Source organism: Pseudooceanicola sediminis (assembly GCF_003575965.1).
In the GTDB taxonomy this organism is placed as follows: domain Bacteria; phylum Pseudomonadota; class Alphaproteobacteria; order Rhodobacterales; family Rhodobacteraceae; genus Pseudooceanicola; species Pseudooceanicola sediminis.
This window is the reverse complement of sequence record NZ_QWJJ01000007.1, coordinates 219,126-234,697: the sequence shown is the minus strand read 5'-3', so window position 1 is coordinate 234,697 and position 15,572 is coordinate 219,126. Positions and strand designations below refer to the sequence as shown.

Annotated in this window: 12 protein-coding genes, 1 tRNA gene and 1 pseudogene; 5 read left to right on the top strand and 9 right to left on the bottom strand. The window is 62.1% G+C overall.

Going from position 1 to position 15,572, the window contains the following annotated elements; all coding sequences use genetic code 11:
• Positions 1–89: 89 nt before the first annotated feature.
• The 7 genes from DL237_RS10115 to DL237_RS10085 form a co-directional block, all read right to left on the bottom strand.
• A complete protein-coding gene (locus DL237_RS10115) occupies positions 90–1,871 on the bottom strand; it encodes a sulfotransferase (protein WP_233544938.1) in 1,782 nt (593 codons plus the stop codon).
• A 476-nt stretch (positions 1,872–2,347) separates the two neighbouring features.
• The gene (locus DL237_RS10110; RefSeq protein ID WP_119398930.1) at positions 2,348–3,280 is read right to left on the bottom strand and encodes an AEC family transporter; all 933 of its coding nucleotides are present in this window, start codon (positions 3,278–3,280) and stop codon (positions 2,348–2,350) included.
• Positions 3,281–3,301: 21 nt separating this feature from the next.
• Entirely contained in the window at positions 3,302–4,099 is a 798-nt protein-coding gene (locus DL237_RS10105; protein WP_119398929.1) for an MBL fold metallo-hydrolase, read from the bottom strand.
• Positions 4,099–4,905 (bottom strand): TatD family hydrolase, encoded by an 807-nt coding sequence (locus DL237_RS10100; protein ID WP_119398928.1) that lies wholly within the window; start codon positions 4,903–4,905, stop codon positions 4,099–4,101. The genes DL237_RS10105 and DL237_RS10100 overlap by 1 nt, the downstream gene beginning before the upstream one ends.
• A gap of 49 nt (positions 4,906–4,954) precedes the next feature.
• A complete protein-coding gene (locus DL237_RS10095; RefSeq protein ID WP_119398927.1) occupies positions 4,955–6,082 on the bottom strand; it encodes a DNA polymerase III subunit delta' in 1,128 nt (375 codons plus the stop codon).
• The gene (gene tmk / locus DL237_RS10090) at positions 6,079–6,720 is read right to left on the bottom strand and encodes a dTMP kinase (protein ID WP_119398926.1); all 642 of its coding nucleotides are present in this window, start codon (positions 6,718–6,720) and stop codon (positions 6,079–6,081) included. Before tmk ends, DL237_RS10095 begins: the two co-directional genes overlap by 4 nt.
• A 2-nt stretch (positions 6,721–6,722) precedes the next feature.
• Positions 6,723–7,931 (bottom strand): D-alanyl-D-alanine carboxypeptidase family protein, encoded by a 1,209-nt coding sequence (locus tag DL237_RS10085; protein ID WP_119398925.1) that lies wholly within the window; start codon positions 7,929–7,931, stop codon positions 6,723–6,725.
• A 334-nt stretch (positions 7,932–8,265) separates the two neighbouring features.
• Between DL237_RS10085 and DL237_RS10080 the strand changes: the two genes are divergently transcribed.
• The 4 genes and pseudogenes from DL237_RS10080 (at position 8,266) to DL237_RS10070 (ending at position 11,878) form a co-directional block, all read left to right on the top strand.
• Positions 8,266–8,355: transfer RNA gene (locus DL237_RS10080), tRNA-Ser, on the top strand.
• Between the two features lie 167 nt (positions 8,356–8,522).
• Positions 8,523–8,687 (top strand): annotated as a pseudogene (locus tag DL237_RS21025) (DUF6538 domain-containing protein); the annotation flags it as partial.
• Between the two features lie 102 nt (positions 8,688–8,789).
• Positions 8,790–9,776, top strand: a complete 987-nt coding sequence (locus DL237_RS10075; protein ID WP_325048632.1) for a site-specific integrase — start codon at positions 8,790–8,792, stop codon at positions 9,774–9,776.
• 512 nt (positions 9,777–10,288) lie between these two features.
• The gene (locus DL237_RS10070) at positions 10,289–11,878 is read left to right on the top strand and encodes an Eco57I restriction-modification methylase domain-containing protein (RefSeq protein ID WP_119398924.1); all 1,590 of its coding nucleotides are present in this window, start codon (positions 10,289–10,291) and stop codon (positions 11,876–11,878) included.
• Here the strand turns inward: DL237_RS10070 and DL237_RS10065 are convergent.
• On the bottom strand, positions 11,875–13,026 hold the full coding sequence (locus DL237_RS10065) for a phospholipase D family protein (protein WP_119398923.1): 1,152 nt from the start codon (positions 13,024–13,026) through the stop codon (positions 11,875–11,877). The genes DL237_RS10070 and DL237_RS10065 overlap by 4 nt on opposite strands.
• 399 nt (positions 13,027–13,425) lie before the next feature.
• On the opposite strand from DL237_RS10065, the gene DL237_RS10060 reads away from it, so the two are divergent.
• Positions 13,426–14,043 (top strand): hypothetical protein, encoded by a 618-nt coding sequence (locus DL237_RS10060; RefSeq protein ID WP_147405334.1) that lies wholly within the window; start codon positions 13,426–13,428, stop codon positions 14,041–14,043.
• Positions 14,044–14,343: 300 nt separating this feature from the next.
• Here the strand turns inward: DL237_RS10060 and DL237_RS10055 are convergent, their stop codons facing one another.
• Positions 14,344–14,982, bottom strand: a complete 639-nt coding sequence (locus tag DL237_RS10055) for an SOS response-associated peptidase (protein WP_119398921.1) — start codon at positions 14,980–14,982, stop codon at positions 14,344–14,346.
• Positions 14,983–15,572 lie beyond the last annotated feature (590 nt).

Below are 15,572 nucleotides of genomic sequence, written 5' to 3'. Positions count from 1 at the left end.
ATGCGTGACCCGCGCGGGGTCATGCCCTGTCTAGTCGCCGCAAATGCGATTGACCACTGGCAGCGTCACGGGTGGCGTCACGGGCTGTATCATGGGCGGCGCAGGGCATCGTGGGCAAGGTCGGCGTCGAACGGCAGGCCGAGGGCGGCGCAGACGGCCTCCAGGTCGCGGAAATCGCCGTTCGCGATGGCGTCACTGTCGGCCTGAAGGACCTGCGCACCGGAATGGACGAGATCGTGCAGGCGCCCGTCATAGGCGGCGCAGAACGGTTGCCAGAATTCGGTGGTGGCCGGATGCCGCTGCATGAAGTGGGCCCGGGCGAGAGAACGCAGCACATCTTTGCGCGGCCGCCGCACGATCAGCCAGGTGGCATGGGGATAGGCGCGGGCGAACAGTGGCCAGAGCAGGGTGAGCTTGGGATCCTTGAACCCCCAGGGCTGCGTGCCGTCATGGCCCTGGTCGCGCAGGGTGGCGGCAATGCGGCGGGCGAGATCGGGGCAGGGCGGCAGCGCAGAGGTGCGTGGCAGCGGGGCGACGCCGCGCGGATCGGCACCAAGGTCGCTCAGGATGCCCTTTAGGTGCGTCTCTCGCAGGTCGCGGTTTTCGTAGAAGCCCTGGGGGTTGTCGGGGTTGCCGGGGATGGTGTGCCCCAGCCAGAGGCCCTGTGCGGCCAGCACGCGCATGACCATGGAGGTCCGTGCGCGCGGCAGGCCGCAGACGAACAGTGGCCGGAGCGATGCGGGCTGATGCAGGTTGGGCGCCGGCAGGGGGGCCGGGACGCGCCGCTGCCAGTCGTGTGTGCGGGCGGTGATCCAGTTGCGCAGCGTCTGTGGCGACAGGTCGGCCTTGGGCAGAGTCTGCGCATTGGCGAAAACCGTGGCCGCATCGGCGTTCGGCCCCCAGAACCAATGCGCGGTCCGGTTCATGATCGCCAGCAGGGGCACGCCGGAAAACCCTGCCATGTGCCAGTTCGCGCTGTCGACCGAGATCATGCCGGCCAGCGGGCGGATCATGTCGATGGTCTCGGCGGGGTTGCGGGTGATGTCGGTCAGTGGCACGGCGCAGCGCCCATCGGCGGTCAGTTGCGCGCGTTCGGCCGGGGTGATGTCGAATTGCAGGGCAAGGTAGCGGGCATTCTCGGGCAGCATGTCCAGCAGAAAGGGCAGGGCGATATGGCGTTCCTCGCGCCGGTTCTGCCCCGAGCCGCCACGCCAGCAGATGCCGAAAACGGGCCCGTCAAAGGCATGGCGGGTCGGTGTGTCCAGCGTCACGCCGGGGGAAAGGCCGTGGGTGGCGCCGTAGGTGCGGGCCAGGAAATCCGCCGCCAGATGCGCACGGGGCAGGGGCGTGGTGGCGGGCAGTCGGTCGGCGCGCAGAAAGGTCGCCTGCGGAAAATAGCGCCGGATCAGGGGGCCATACTTGGCCATGCCGGTAAAGATTGCGCGCTGGTGTGTCCCCTGGGCCTTGATGTGCGCGAGGTGGAACAGCACGTCGCCGAGGCCCTGTTCCAGGACGATCATGTCGGCATCGTCACCGGGGTCTGCGGGCAGGGGCACATGGGTGACGTTCGCGGGCAGCACGCGGGGAAAGTTGATCGCGGCGTGACGATGGGCATAGAGCGGAAAACCCTGGGCATAGCGGTGCGCCCAAAGCGCATGGAGTCCGGCAGAGGTGCGAAAATCGGCCAGTTCGCGCGGGCCATTGCCAGGAGCCTTGCGCAGGCGGCGTGCCGTGGCGGGGTCGCGCAGACGCAGCGACAACCGATAGCGCATCGGCGTCCAGAGCGTGACCGGCAGGGTCGCGTTGAGGTGGCGTGCGGCGGCCAGATCGCCCTGCTGGAACAGGGCGCAGCCCAGTTGCAGGTATTGCAACGCCTCGCGCCGGGGGCGTGGCAGGGCCGCAAGGTATGACGGCTGAAGCAGGGGGGCGATCCCCTGCCAGCAGGCCGATATCTGTCCGACGCTGAACTGTGTGCGGGCCGTGTCGATCCTGGCCGCAAGGGCCGTGTCCGGGGGGGGGCTGGTGCCGGGGAGGGTTGCGCGGAGGGGGAGGTTTCGGCGGGCGGGACGTTGGGCAGGCCGGGGGCGTGCGCGGTGCCCGTGACGCTGTCCCGGTCCGAAGTGGCGGCAGGGGGGGCGGCGCGCCTCATCGGCGGTTGGCCCGACTGGCGCGACGGGGCAAGGGGGCGGCGGGGCGGCAGGCAAGGCCGGTCTGCATATCGCGGTTCCCGTGACGGCGCAGTCATGAGCTGTGCAACTGCTTCAGGCCTACGCCCCAGGCCCCGATCGCGCAAGGCGTTGCCTAGACTTGTCGATACCTGGTCGCGCGGCGCCCGGGCAAAGGACAGCTAGGGCAGGACGCTGAGCCAGAACCACACGGTGAACAGGCACACCCCCGTCGCGATCAGCAGAGAGGAGGCGGCAGAGCGTTTGCCACGGTCATAGAGGTTGGCGAACACGTAGGTATTGATGCCCGGCGCGACCGAGGCGGTCAGGACCGCAGAGCGGAAGGCGTCACGATCAAGCCCGCCGAGGCTGCCGAAGACCCATGTCAGCGCGGGGTGCACAAGCAGGGTGATCAGGCAGATCATGCCGATCAGGCGCCAGTCGCCCTCAAGCTTGTATTGCACCAGCACGCCGCCGACGGCGAACAGCGCGCTTGGCAGGGCGGCGCGGGCGATCATGTCCAGCGCTTCGATCACCGGGCCGGGAATGGCCAGGTGGGTCAGGTTGACGACAAAGCCAAGGATCAGCGCGATGACCAGCGGATTGGACAGGATTTGCCGGACGATCCGCCGGATCAGCGCAAACACCGGCAGACCGGTGCCACCGGCGCGCACGTATTCCATCGCCACGATGCCGATGACATAGCAATAGGGCGCATGAACCGAAATGATGGCGAAGTTGGCGCCAAGGGCCCCGGGTCCGAAGGCGCGTTCGGTGATCGGCACGCCCAGCATCATCGAGTTGGAGAACAGGCAACAAAAGCCGATGACCACGCTGTCCTGCGCGTCGCGCCCCAGCAGGCGCGCGCCCACCAGCCCCAGCACGAAACAGATCGTTGCGGCGGCATAGAAGCTGAGCAGCAGGGGCGCGTGAAACTGTTCGCCGATGTCGAAGGTGCTGATGGCGCGAAACAGCAGGCAGGGAAAGGCGAAGTTCTGGGTGAAGGACAGCACGCCTTCGACCGCCGACATCCCGAGCAGGCGCATCCGGGTGGTGACGTAGCCGGCGCCGATGATCAGGAAGACCGGCAGGACGATGTTGAAAAGCGCGCTCATCCGCGACGGCCGCGACGCGGATCAGATGGCATAGGTGATCTGCATCCCGTCGAAGGCCGGGGTGATATGCGCCGGGGTTTCCGCCTCGAGCGTATCGTAGTCGAGATCGATGTGCATGTTGGTCAGCACGGCGCGTTCGGGCGCGGCACGTTCGATCCAGGCGAGCGATTGTTCAAGGTGCGAATGCGTCGGGTGCGGGGTGCGCCGCAGGGTGTCGAGGATCCAGCAGTCCAGACCCGAGCAGGCCTCCCATGCCTCATGGCTCATCTCGGCCACGTCGGGCAGGTAGGCGAGATCGCGCACCCGGAAGCCGAGCGCGTCGATCGAACCGTGATTGACGCGGAAGGGCAGCAGGGTGATCGAGCCGCCCGCGCCGTCGATGGTGAAGGCGCTGGTGATCGTCTTCATTTCGAGGATCGGCGGATAGGGCGAGCCTTCGGGTTGCACGAAGGCATAGCCAAAGCGGGAAAACAGCGCCTCTTGCGTGTCGCCGTCGGCCCAGACGGGCAGACGCTTGCGCGTGTTGAACACGATCTGGCGCAGGTCGTCGATGCCGTGGACGTGGTCGGCGTGGGAATGCGTGAAGGCGACGGCGTCAAGCTCGCCGATGCCGGCGTCGATCAGCTGGGCGCGCATGTCGGGCGAGGTGTCGACCAGCACGCGCGTTGTTCCGCCGTCGCGTTCCTGTTCGATCAGGATCGAGCAGCGGCGGCGCATGTTCTTTGGATTGGCCGGGTCGCAATCGCCCCAGTGTCCACCAAGGCGCGGCACACCGCCGGAGGAGCCGCAGCCCAGGATCGTGAAGCGCAGCGTGCCCATCATGCGGCCTCCTGCCACTGTGCCGCCTTGGCGAAGAGGCGGTCGAAGTTTTCCTGCGTGCGGGCGGCGAAATCGGCGTAGTCGAGGCCGAACACCTCGGCCCCGACGCGGGCGGTATGGGCGGTGAAGGCGGGTTCGTTGCGTTTGCCGCGGTGCGGCGGCGGCGCGAGGTAGGGGCTGTCGGTTTCCACCAGGATACGATCGATGGGGGCGGCGGCGAAGATGTCGCGCAGGTCTTTTGAGCGGGGGAAGGCCGCAATGCCCGACATCGACAGGTAAAAGCCGAGGTCGAGGGCCGCGCGGGCCAGTTCGGCGGAGGACGAAAAACAGTGCATGACGCAATCGAAGGCACCGTTTGCATGTTCCTCGGCCAGGATGCGGGCCATGTCGTCGTCGGCGTCGCGCGAATGGATGATCAGCGGCAGGCCGGTGGCATGGGCCGCGGCACAATGAATGCGCAGGCTGTCCTGCTGGGCCACGGCGGTTTCCGCAGTATAGTGGTAGTCCAGCCCGGTTTCCCCGATGCCGACGAATTTAGGGTGCTGTGCCAGCGCAACCAGCATGTCGAAGGTGAACATCGCCCCCTTGCCCACCGACATCGGATGCGTGGCAGCGGCATAGAAGACGGGGGCGTGCGCCTCGGCGATGGCGCGGACCTTGGCCTCGCCCTCGACCTTGGTGCAGATGGAAACCATCCGGGACACGCCCGCCTCGGTCGCGCGCGCGATCACCTGGTCCAGCTCACCGTCGAAATCGGGAAAGTCGAGGTGGCAATGGCTGTCGGTGATCTGCGGGGTATGGGTCATGTCGGTCCTGCTTGGCATTTCTTGCCGGACAGCACCTTACCTGTGGTGCCTAGCCTCCGGCAGCGGCCTTTTGTAGCCTGAAAACCGTATCTAGGATGAGTGCGGCAGGGTCAAGGTTGACCGCCAGCCCATGACGCAGACGCGCGCCGATCTCTTGTGCCTGTGCTGCCCAAAGTCGCGCAGCGTCGGGGCCGGGGGCCAGGCGCATCAGCACCTCGGCCTCGTCTCGGGCGGCTTGGGGGGCGGGGGGCTGGCCCGTGGCGCCGGTTTTTGCCAGACGGCCAAGCGCCTGATCGAGCAGGGCAACCATCAGCGCGCGGCGTTCCTCGGCACCGCGCATCGCGGCGGCTTCGGCCAGGGCCTGCGCGCGCGTGCGGTCGAGACGCGGCAGCGAGCCGAGGATGCCGATCCATTCAGCATAGAGGGCAAGGCCGTTCAGGTTTGCCAGGCGTACCGCCGCCCCGACCGAGCCCTCGGCAAGGGCGGCAAGTCGATCGGGCGCCTCGACCTGCACCCCGGCCTGATCCAGTGCCTGCTGCATCTGGTCCGGTTCCAGGGGTTTCAGCCGCAGCACCCGGCAGCGCGACCGGATCGTCGGCAGCAGCCCCGAGGGCTGGTGCGTGACCAGCAACAGCGTGGTGCGCGCCGGGGGTTCTTCGAGCAGCTTGAGCAGGGCATTTGCGGCAGAGGTGTTCAGCTCATCCGCGGCATCGACGATGACGACGCGGCGGCCGCCGTCGGCGGAGGAGAGCGAGAAGAACCCCTTGAGTTTGCGCGCCTCGTCGACCGTGATCTGATCCTTCAGACGCTTGGTCTTGTCGTTGTAGCCGCGCCGCAGCACGAACAGGCCCTGTTCAGAGCCGGCCGCCATGCGTCGCACCACCGGGTGATCCGGCGCAATGGCGAGGGTGTCGGCATGGACAGGGGCGCTGTCGCCGAACATGCCGCCGGTCTCGGGTAGCGGCGTGGCAAGCAGAAAACGCGCGATGGACCATGCCAGCGTCGCCTTGCCCGAGCCGCGCGGGCCGGTGATCATCCAGCCGTGGTGAAGGCGTTCGGAGTTGAAGGCCTCGAGAAACTCTTGTTGGGCGGCGTCCTGGCCGATCAGACGGGGGGTGTCGCGCGGATGCGGCGCACCGTCGACGCGGTCGGGTTCCGGAAGGGCGTCGTCGCTCATGCTGCCGTCGGCCCGGTGGTGAAGAGTTCGGGAAGGTCCGCTTGCAGCCGGGAAAACACCTCGTCCGTGGTGCCGGTGCCGTCAATGACGCGAAAACGATCAGGCGCGCCGGCGGCCAGCGCGAGGAACCCCTTGCGCATTGCCCGTTGAAGATCGGCGCCGAAGTCTTCGAAGCGTTCCTCGGCTCCCCGGCGTGACAGGGCCCGCGACAGCCCGATTTCGGGGTCCATGTCGATCAGGATCGTGATGTCCGGCTCGCGTCCGATCATCAGCGTGTGCAATTGGTCGACGGTGTCGCGCAGATCGCCGCGTGACAGGCCCTGGTAGACGCGCGTGCTGTCGGCAAAGCGGTCGCAGATCACCACCGCGCCGCGTTCCAGCGCGGGCTGGATCGTGCGTTCGAGGTGGTCGCGGCGTGCCGCGGTGAACAGCAGGATCTCGGTCTCGGCCGACCAGCGGTCAGGATCGCCCTGAAGCACCAGGGCGCGAATTTCCTCGGCCCCCGGTGAGCCGCCCGGCTCACGCGTCAGCACGACGTCACGGCCAAGCCCGCGCAGGGCATTTGCCAGCGTGCGTGCCTGGGTGGATTTGCCAGAGCCGTCGATACCCTCGAACGACAGGAACACTCCTCCGGTCATGCTCAGGAGGTCGCCTCGGGGGCGGTCTCTGGCGCGGCGGTATCCGTTGGGCCTTCGTTCATGCGGCGCATCAGATAGCGCGCGGCGCTTTGCACCTTGGCCATGAACCCGCCGTAGGAAACCGCCTCGGCGGCAACGAGGGGCACGCGCATCTCCGGCAGGCCTTCGGGTTTCATCAGCAGGTGCCCTACCTCCTGCCCGCGCGCGATCGGCGCGGCGAGGGGGCTGTCATAGACCACTTCGGAGGGGATGCCCTGCGACGACAGGAACGGCACCAGCGTCACGAGGTCCTTGGCAACGGTCAACCCGACATCTGGCTGGTCGCCCTGGAATACGGCGGCGCGGGTGATCACCTCGCCCTGCGGAATCACGGTGCTTTCCTTGAACTGGCGAAAGGCCCAGTTGACGATGGAGCGGCTTTCCTCGGCCCGCGCCTGAACGGAATCGAGGCCCGAGACGACGAAGACGATCCGGCGCCCGTCCTGTTTCGCGCTGCCGACCAGGCCGTAGCCTGCTTCGCTGGTGTGGCCGGTTTTCAGGCCGTCCGCACCGATCCCCAGCCCCAGCAGGGGATTGCGGTTGTGCACGTTCTGCGGCGCGCGCCCGTCAAAGGCATATTCAGTTTCGGAAAACAGTGGGTAGAAGTCGGGAAAGTCATTGATGATGTGGGTCGCCAGCAGCGCCAGGTCGCGCACCGACATGCGTTGCATCGGATCGGGCCAGCCATTGGAATTGGCGAAGGTCGAGCTGGTCATGCCCAGTTCCTGCGCGCGCTTGGTCATGAAACGGGCGAACCCGGCCTCGGTGCCGTCGGGCGACAGGGCCTCGGCGATCACGGCGCAGGCGTCGTTGCCCGACAGCACGATGATGCCCTGAAGCAAATCCTGCACTTTTACGTGATCGGTGGTGTCGAGGAACATCGTCGAGCCGCCGTAGTCCATCGCGTGTTGCGAGACCGGCAGCTCCTCGTCCATGCGCAGGCGGCCATCGCGGATTGCCTCGAACGCGACGTAGAGCGTCATCAGTTTCGACATTGACGCCGGCGGGATCGGTTCATCGGCCTGTTTCGCCAGCAATACGGTTTCGGTCGTGATATCAACGATATAAGCCGCGCGGGCACTGGTATCGAAGGCCTGCGCTGGCAGGCACGTCAGCGCCAGGAAAGCGGCGGCAAGAACGCCCGATCCGGGGCGCAGAGGGGACAGCTGCATGGACGATTCACTCCTGCTTGGCATTCTGGTTGCGGGCTCGCTCAGCGGGACGCGCGGCTTTTCTTAGCATAACCGGGCCGGTTCGTAACTGCATTGCCGGCAGAAAAGCCAGCCGCCCGTGCGTTTTCCATGGAGCTGAGCGTTCGTTCGCCAGCAAGCCCGTGCCAGAGGGCCGGACAGGGGAGGCAGGGCCGGTGACATCGCCCGCATGGCGCATTCGCCTTGGTCGATGCGGCGGAAAGGCGGCACCGACAGGTCCGCCGTCACGTCGTCGGGCCTAAGTGCGTCGAAGCGCTTTCAGAATCAGATTCGTGGGGTTACATGCCTCCGGGCCGGAGGAGTGGCAGAGTGGTCTAATGCACCGGTCTTGAAAACCGGCGTGCGTGAGAGCGTACCGTGGGTTCGAATCCCACCTCCTCCGCCAATTTCTCTAAATCAAAATTGCCGATTAAACCTGTATTTACATGGGCTTAAATGGTGTTCACGGCCTTCTCTTTCCGCCGGTTTTTTAACTTTGGGTCACGTTTTGGGGCACAATTTAGGTCACATGGCCTCTTGATTGCTTAGGTGCTGACGTGCCATTTCGCGGCCATGATCATCAAGCGCGGTAAAACTTTCCTCCTCCGTCGGCGTGTGCCGTCGCGCTATGCGGCGATCGAGGCGCGCACGTTCGTCAAGCTGTCGCTGCATACCGACAGCGAAATGATCGCACGTGAAAAGGCGGCGCGCGTCTGGGCTGAGCTGATCGACAGCTGGGAAGCGCGCAGGGCTGGCGCGGACGGCGATGCCGATGCGGCATGGTCAGCGGCGCGCGATCTGGCCGCCGCGCGGGGGTTCCGATTCCGGCAGGCAGAGGATGTGGCCAAGCTGCCGGTTGATCAGTTGTTGTCGCGGGTAGAGGCCGTGCCGGTGCGCGACGGCGTGCCGGATCCGCTGGAAGCGCGGGCTGTGCTTGGCGGTGCCCAGCCGCCGCAGATGACGATCAGCAGCGCCTTGGAACTGTACTGGTCTCTGGCGCGCGAAAAGACGCTGGAGAAATCACCGGATCAGATCCGGCGCTGGCGCAATCCGCATATCAAGGCGATCAACAATCTGATCGGGGTGATCGGTGATGTGCCGATCGATCAGATCAGTCATGATGACATGCAGGACTTTCGCGAATGGTGGCTGGACAGGATTGCCGATGACGGCATCAAGCCGCATTCGGCGAACAAGGATTTCACCTATATTGCAACGGTCCTGCGCACGGTTGCGTCGCGCAAGCGGCTGGGGTTTGTGCCACCGGTGGCAGGCCTTGCGTTCAAGGAAGGCAAGCCTGGAACGCGCCCACCGTATTCAACCGAGTGGATCCGCACGCGCCTTCTGCCGGGCCTCGCGGGGCTGAATGCAGACGCCCGACGGATTGTTCTATCCATGGTCAATACCGGGATGCGTCTGAGCGAGGCCGCGGCGCTGCATCCACACCACATTGATCTGACAGCTAACGTGCCGCATGTGCTGATCAGAGGCGAGGGTCGACAGTTGAAAAGCCACACGAGCGAGCGCGAAATCCCGCTGGCGGGCGTGTCTCTGGAGGCGCTGCGCGAGGGCGGCCTGTCGCGGTATCACGACAAGCCGGGCCTGTCGGCGACGATCAACAAATTCCTGTCCCAGAACGGCCTGCAGGAGACGCCCGATCATACGATCTATGGGCTGCGCCATTCGTTTGAGGATCGCTTGCTGACGGCAGGTGTCGATGAGAGGGTGCGCCGTGATTTGATGGGGCACGCTTTGGGGCGTCAGCGCTACGGCGAGGGTGGCGGCCTGCCCGCTAAGCTTGCGGCGGTCCAGCTGGTCGCGCTGTAGGTTGCCTCGCTGCTGTCCGAACCCAACAACCTGGCTCAATGACGGCCCAAAGCCGCCATTCGTGCAAGACGCAGCGCATGACCGGTTGAAGCCCTGACGCGACCTTCGTGCCTAGCGCAGCGAAGTGAATGCTGCTGGTGCGAGAGCACGAGGCCAACTTCCCGAAAGCGGACACTCGGAGCCCCGCAGCTCTCGATGATGCTGTAGGCTGTTCAACTGGTAGCGATGCGCAGGACGAGGAAACGCCTGATGAGGTACCTCTCTCATCAAGATAGCCGAACCTTGCGGCCTAAGATCGTGCTAGTCGCAACAAGCGGCGGATATTTGCGCCTCAAGAAACGTACGTGTTTTCTGTGAAATCGCACATCACGGGCCCGACATACGGCATTGAAGCGAAAATAGGCTACTAAATATGGATGGCGATAGGCAGTGGTTTGCGGTAGGAAAATTAGCGGTTTACCATTCACCAACTTTGGGAACGCAGTAAGAACATAACGGCAAGGGCAGACACCATGAATTTCATCGCGTTAGAAACAGAGCAGAAGCTTCGCGGTGGTTACTACACGCCTGGGGACCTCGCCCGTTTCCTGACACGCTGGGTGGCGCCTGTGACCGGCATGCGCATACTAGAACCTAGCTGTGGTGACGGTGCGTTTTTCCCAAGCCTGTTCGGCAAAGAAGCAGCAGTAACTGCGTTCGAGCTGGCGCCCGAGGAGGCGGCCAAGGCGGCTGCGCGCGGGCTGTCCAACTGCATCGTTAACAACCAAGACTTTCTGAGTTGGGCGTTGGAGGCAAAGCCAGGACAGTTCGATGCGGTGATCGGCAACCCGCCTTTCATTCGATACCAGTATCTTCCTTCCGACTTCCAAGCTAACGCAGAGCGAGTGTTTGATCGCCTCGGATGCAAATTTACCAAACACACGAACGCTTGGGTGCCGTTTATCCTTGCTTCGATGGAATTGCTTCGGCCCGGTGGGCGGCTTGCGATGGTTGTCCCTTCGGAGATTGTCCACGTAATGCATGCACAGTCGTTAAGGACCTATCTTGGGCAAGTGTGCCGCCGTGTCGTGATCGTGGACCCGCAGGAAATTTGGTTTGAAGGAACGTTACAAGGCGCCGTCCTGCTTATGGCCGAGAAGAAGGCGACACTGAATGCCCATGGCGAAGGTCTAGGCATTCAACGCGTTTCGGGCCGTGACTTCCTCCAAGAAGACCCGGAAGCGGTTTTCAATAAGCCTCAAGCGATCAACGGCAAGACAGTTCAAGGCAAATGGACGCGCGCGCTGGTTCCCGCCGCGACATTAGCCATACTCGACGCGGTAGAAGCTGACACTCGATTCTGCGTCTTTTCTGAGGCAGCGAAGGTCGATGTGGGCATCGTCACAGGCGCCAACAAGTTCTTCCTAGTGACTGACGAAGTAGTGAAACAAAACGGTTTGGAAAAGTGGGCACACCCCATGTTCGGGCGCAGTGATCACTGCCCGGGAGTTATCTACGACGATGCACAGCACTCCCGTAACGCGGCCACCGGCAAGCCGACCAACTTCCTTTGGTTGGATCGTTCAGTCGAGAACAGTGCCGAGGGTCGCGCCTACATCGCTTCGGGAGAGCGCGAAAGCTTGCACAATCGATACAAATGCCGAATCCGCAGCCCTTGGTACACGGTCCCTTCGGTTCACGCGACCGAGGTTGGTATGCTCAAGCGTAGCCACGACACTCCCCGTTTGATCCTCAATCGTGCAGGTGCTTACACTACCGACACGGCTTATCGCATCCGTGCTCTACGCGGCACGGCGGATGCTTTGGTCTATGGCTTCTACAACAGTCTAACCGCCCTTAGCGCTGAACTGGAAGGGCGGCACTATGGCGGGGGTGTTTTGGAGCTAGTACCGAGCGAAATTGAGAAATTGCTATTGCCTGCCCCAGAAGCGATTGTGCCCGACGTTGAGAGGCTGGACCGAATGGTGCGTGAAAATTCGGTAGCCGATACGCTCGAAGTGCAATCTGAGGCGGTTTTGGGCGCGCTTACTAAATCGGAACAGATGGACTTACTTGCCGCTTGGGCAACACTAAGAGATCGGCGACATCGGCTACCGATTTAGTCAATCTCAATGACGTAGCGCGCCCCTGCTGATGCAGGCAGATACAGTTTGAGGGTGCGACCAACCAAGCCAGGTTGCTTGATGTGACTAGTTGCTTCGTCCCAATGCAATCCAGTAGTGTAGTTGCCCTGTCCAGCCGCCCAAGCAAGCTTGTGGCTCAACCGCATATCGAAGTCACCGACATAGACACCCGCAATAACGAGTGATACCTGCGCCTCCGCCTCGTCCTTTTGTGCCGTGGGATTGTATTTCCAACTCAGCGGACCAAACACCTGATTTCGGAAATATGTTGTTTGATCAATTACATTGCCGCCGACCCTGTATTTCGCTTGCGTGAGTCGCAGCACGCCCGGAGCATGACCGGGATTAAGCTGGAGGTCCGAGCGTGGAAGGCTTGGTTTGAACCATACCATTTGTCCATAAATTTGAGGGGCACTAAGCTGACCGCTAACGGGTATGGTTGGACTGATCTTTGGTTTTTTGGTTTTAGATTTAGTTTGTGAATACTTGAACGGAAGGTTGATGCGTGGCTTGGTCGTAACACTGCCTTGATGGCCCGAACCAAAGGCAGTTTGCGTCTTTGGGCTACGCTCGTCTTCGAGAATGCCTTGTTTCATCAAATCAACGATTTGGCGAATACTATTTATTTTGAAGCAGTGCTGCGGATGATTTTTGATGAGATCGTCGAAGCAATCTATCAATGTGTCAACGAACGCCTTGTCGGTAGCGTCCGCTAGGTCCAAGTCGATATCAGACCCTACTTCGATGTTGTTGAACAAGCCTGCATGGGTCAGGTTAGCACTTCCGACAATCGCACGCGCCTGACCCACACCTACGGCAAGATAAACCTTCGGATGGAAAATCCGACTCCTGGTGGCGGTGTCAATCACATAGAGTTCCACACCCAGCTTGAATAAAGCGGCGATAGCTTGTGCGGTCGTTGAACCATTCCTAACTCCGATGAAGGCGCGGCAAGCTCCAGAGATGGGAGCGATAGCTTGCGATACCGCCGCAACGCCAGCAGAATTCGAAAACGCGGACGAGACGATAAGTCGAGTCGACCAAGCTTCTCCTGCCAGCGATATTATTAGTGGTGCGTGTTGCTGCTTGCCTGCAAGCGGTTGAAAGATTGCCCGAACCTTTGCCATCGATCTTTAACCCTAAACGAATCCGATCTGGTCAAGCCTACTGTCCTCCTAACCGGGAGTCGATCTGTCGATTGACGACTTGGTCTTTGCTTTCAGGTCTTTAGAGCCAAGCTCAGCGAACGGCCTAACTGTCCTTCTCCCTCTTGGTGCGCCATTTCGTATGCCGCGGCGAGCACGACCGACAGACTCGCGCTGGCTGCTACCCACTCGGCCGATGCATTAAGTGGTTTGAAGCCGACGACCTAATACTGCGCCACCGACGACTCCATCTGAGTCCAAATCGGTTGTGCAAGCCTCGCAGGGATATCATCACAGCTAATGCGCGTTATAAACTTGATCGCACACTCAAGTTCGTTAATCCTTTCGCTTCGAAATATTGTAATACGGGGGAGCAAGTTAGTGCCGCAATGGCTGTTGGATTTAAGTCAGCCTCAAGCCACGCTTGGGGCTGGCATTATGACTTTTTTTGGTGCGATAGCTGCAGTCCTACTAGGTTGGTGGCTGTTCAGCGGAAAAGTGCGGGACATTAAGTCTGCGCTCGACACAACCGATCGACTGTTAACCGACCATCAATCTCGCGTTCAGCTGTCACTTGCAGACATCGAGGAGAAGCTTAGTAGCCTGACCGCGAGCACGGCGCAAATCAGAGCGGATGTATCTGACAGGCAAGCACTTGATGAAGAATTGGCTAGCGAACCTGAAGGGCAAGATGAGATACCTGAGCTGAGCTTCGAGGACTTGGCATCCAACTGGCTTAGGATACGAGATCGCCTCGAAGAAATCGCATCAGACTCTCAGATTGACGGCCGGACGGCAGCAAAATACTCCCGTATCGACCGCAGAAAGTATGCGGATCTTGTTGCGTCGTTGAATAGGGACGACGAACTCGGGGAAAAGGGGCCGCAATTTCTTGAGGCTGCCCAAATCTGGGCCTCTCATCGATCAAGAAAGAAAGACCCCACTCAATCTGTCATCCAAAGAATGGTCGACTTGGCACTTCTACTCGCTCCGGCGTAGTTGCCGGTAGCATATCGAGTCAGCTTGAAGGGACGCTGGCACTGTGAGTGCCGGCTCCATCGGTTATGCCAACGGTTGGTCCGGCAAAAATACTGCACCCGCGTCCAGCGTCCGCTCTTCTTAAAGTTGGCGCAGCGCGAAATATGAGCTTGTCCGGTACACAGGCCAAATTCGCACCGTCCGGTTCCTGCGCACAGCGGTCATCGGTGCGGAGTGCAGCGAACGGCAGCTCTCCGCCCCCAACGGTCGAGCCTCAAGGCGATGCAAAATCCTGCACGACTGGCGCCGAATGTCTGCTATCTACTTCGATAGGTTTGCAAGGTCACCATCTTGCAACGGCCTCTGCAGTTCCTTAGCCTCTCCCCATGGTGCCCGCATCCAGACGTCCATCTCCTCTGACGTGATCAGGATAACCGGCATGGCTTTTGGATGCACCGCGGCGACCTCGGCGTTGGGGGTGGTCGTGAGAAATCCGTAGAGGTCGGCATTCACCTCGCCCTCTTTCAGCTTTCGGACGGACGTCCAGTTCACCCAGATCCCGGCGAAACAGGCCAGGGGGCGATCCTCTGACAGAGCAAACCACACCGGCTTGTATTTTCCATCGCTGCCTTTCCCTGGCTCCGAGAAAGCGTTGAAGGGCACCAGGCAGCGGTGCTCTGGCGCCAGCCATCTGCGCCAGTGGGGTGAGTTGGTGTTGCGGATATTGGTGACACCGGAATCAACCCGCTTGCCCTCCAGGGCGACCGCTGGTTTCGGCATGCCCCAGCGGGCGCGTGACAATATGCGGCCGTCAGGACCATTTTTGACGATGGGGGCGGCGTAGTCGGGGTAAATCTCGGGCATCGGCGCCATGTTCCCGATTGTCGGATCGGTGGTCATGGCGCGCGTGATGTAGATCATCGCCTGGGCGGCTGAGGTGTTGCTGTAGAGGTTGCACATGGAGCGAACGCTAGCCTCGGTTCCTCCTTCCGGCAAGGTTACACTTGTTCTCTATCCGTTCTAGTTTATCTTGCGGGCAAGAACGGAGTCGCCATGCCCACCAGACCGCCACCTATTGGTGCCCCGCCAGGCAGATATCGCACGCTAGGAGATGCCGCGCGCGACGGTCAGATCGTCGTGCTGCGGTGCAACCGCTGCCGGAGAACGGTCAATTTCCTGGCGATAGACTTGGTGCCGATCATCGGGGCGTATCACAACGCGCATGAGCCTGTGTTCAATTGCACGTGGTGCAAAACCGGCGAGTGGGTAACGACCCGTCTCCGCATACCGCAGCTGGAAGAGTATGGCTACTTGACGATCCGCAGACCGGGCCGTGTCATCCAGACGTGGTATGACGCCAAGCTGGGTGTCGCTGACGGGAACGGTCGGAAGTGAGGAAGGCCGCGACCGCTGCGCCTGATCCGAGTGGCTGAAGATCAGGAGAAAGGATCAGGCGAGGGAGCGCAGGCGCTGAAGGATCACATGATACTGCAGGGGGTCATGGTGTGGGTCCCCCGGAATCGGCTGGCATAGTTTCTCAAGCTTTTCGA

Coding starts and splice junctions, on each gene's coding strand:
- DL237_RS10110 (WP_119398930.1), bottom strand. CDS start 3,280: ATGAGCGCGCTTTTCAACATCGTCCTGCCGGTCTTCCTGATCATCGGC.
- DL237_RS10105 (WP_119398929.1), bottom strand. CDS start 4,099: ATGGGCACGCTGCGCTTCACGATCCTGGGCTGCGGCTCCTCCGGCGGT.
- DL237_RS10100 (WP_119398928.1), bottom strand. CDS start 4,905: ATGACCCATACCCCGCAGATCACCGACAGCCATTGCCACCTCGACTTT.
- DL237_RS10095 (WP_119398927.1), bottom strand. CDS start 6,082: ATGAGCGACGACGCCCTTCCGGAACCCGACCGCGTCGACGGTGCGCCG.
- tmk (WP_119398926.1), bottom strand. CDS start 6,720: ATGACCGGAGGAGTGTTCCTGTCGTTCGAGGGTATCGACGGCTCTGGC.
- DL237_RS10085 (WP_119398925.1), bottom strand. CDS start 7,931: ATGCAGCTGTCCCCTCTGCGCCCCGGATCGGGCGTTCTTGCCGCCGCT.
- DL237_RS10070 (WP_119398924.1), top strand. CDS start 10,289: ATGAATTTCATCGCGTTAGAAACAGAGCAGAAGCTTCGCGGTGGTTAC.
- DL237_RS10065 (WP_119398923.1), bottom strand. CDS start 13,026: ATGGCAAAGGTTCGGGCAATCTTTCAACCGCTTGCAGGCAAGCAGCAA.
- DL237_RS10055 (WP_119398921.1), bottom strand. CDS start 14,982: ATGTGCAACCTCTACAGCAACACCTCAGCCGCCCAGGCGATGATCTAC.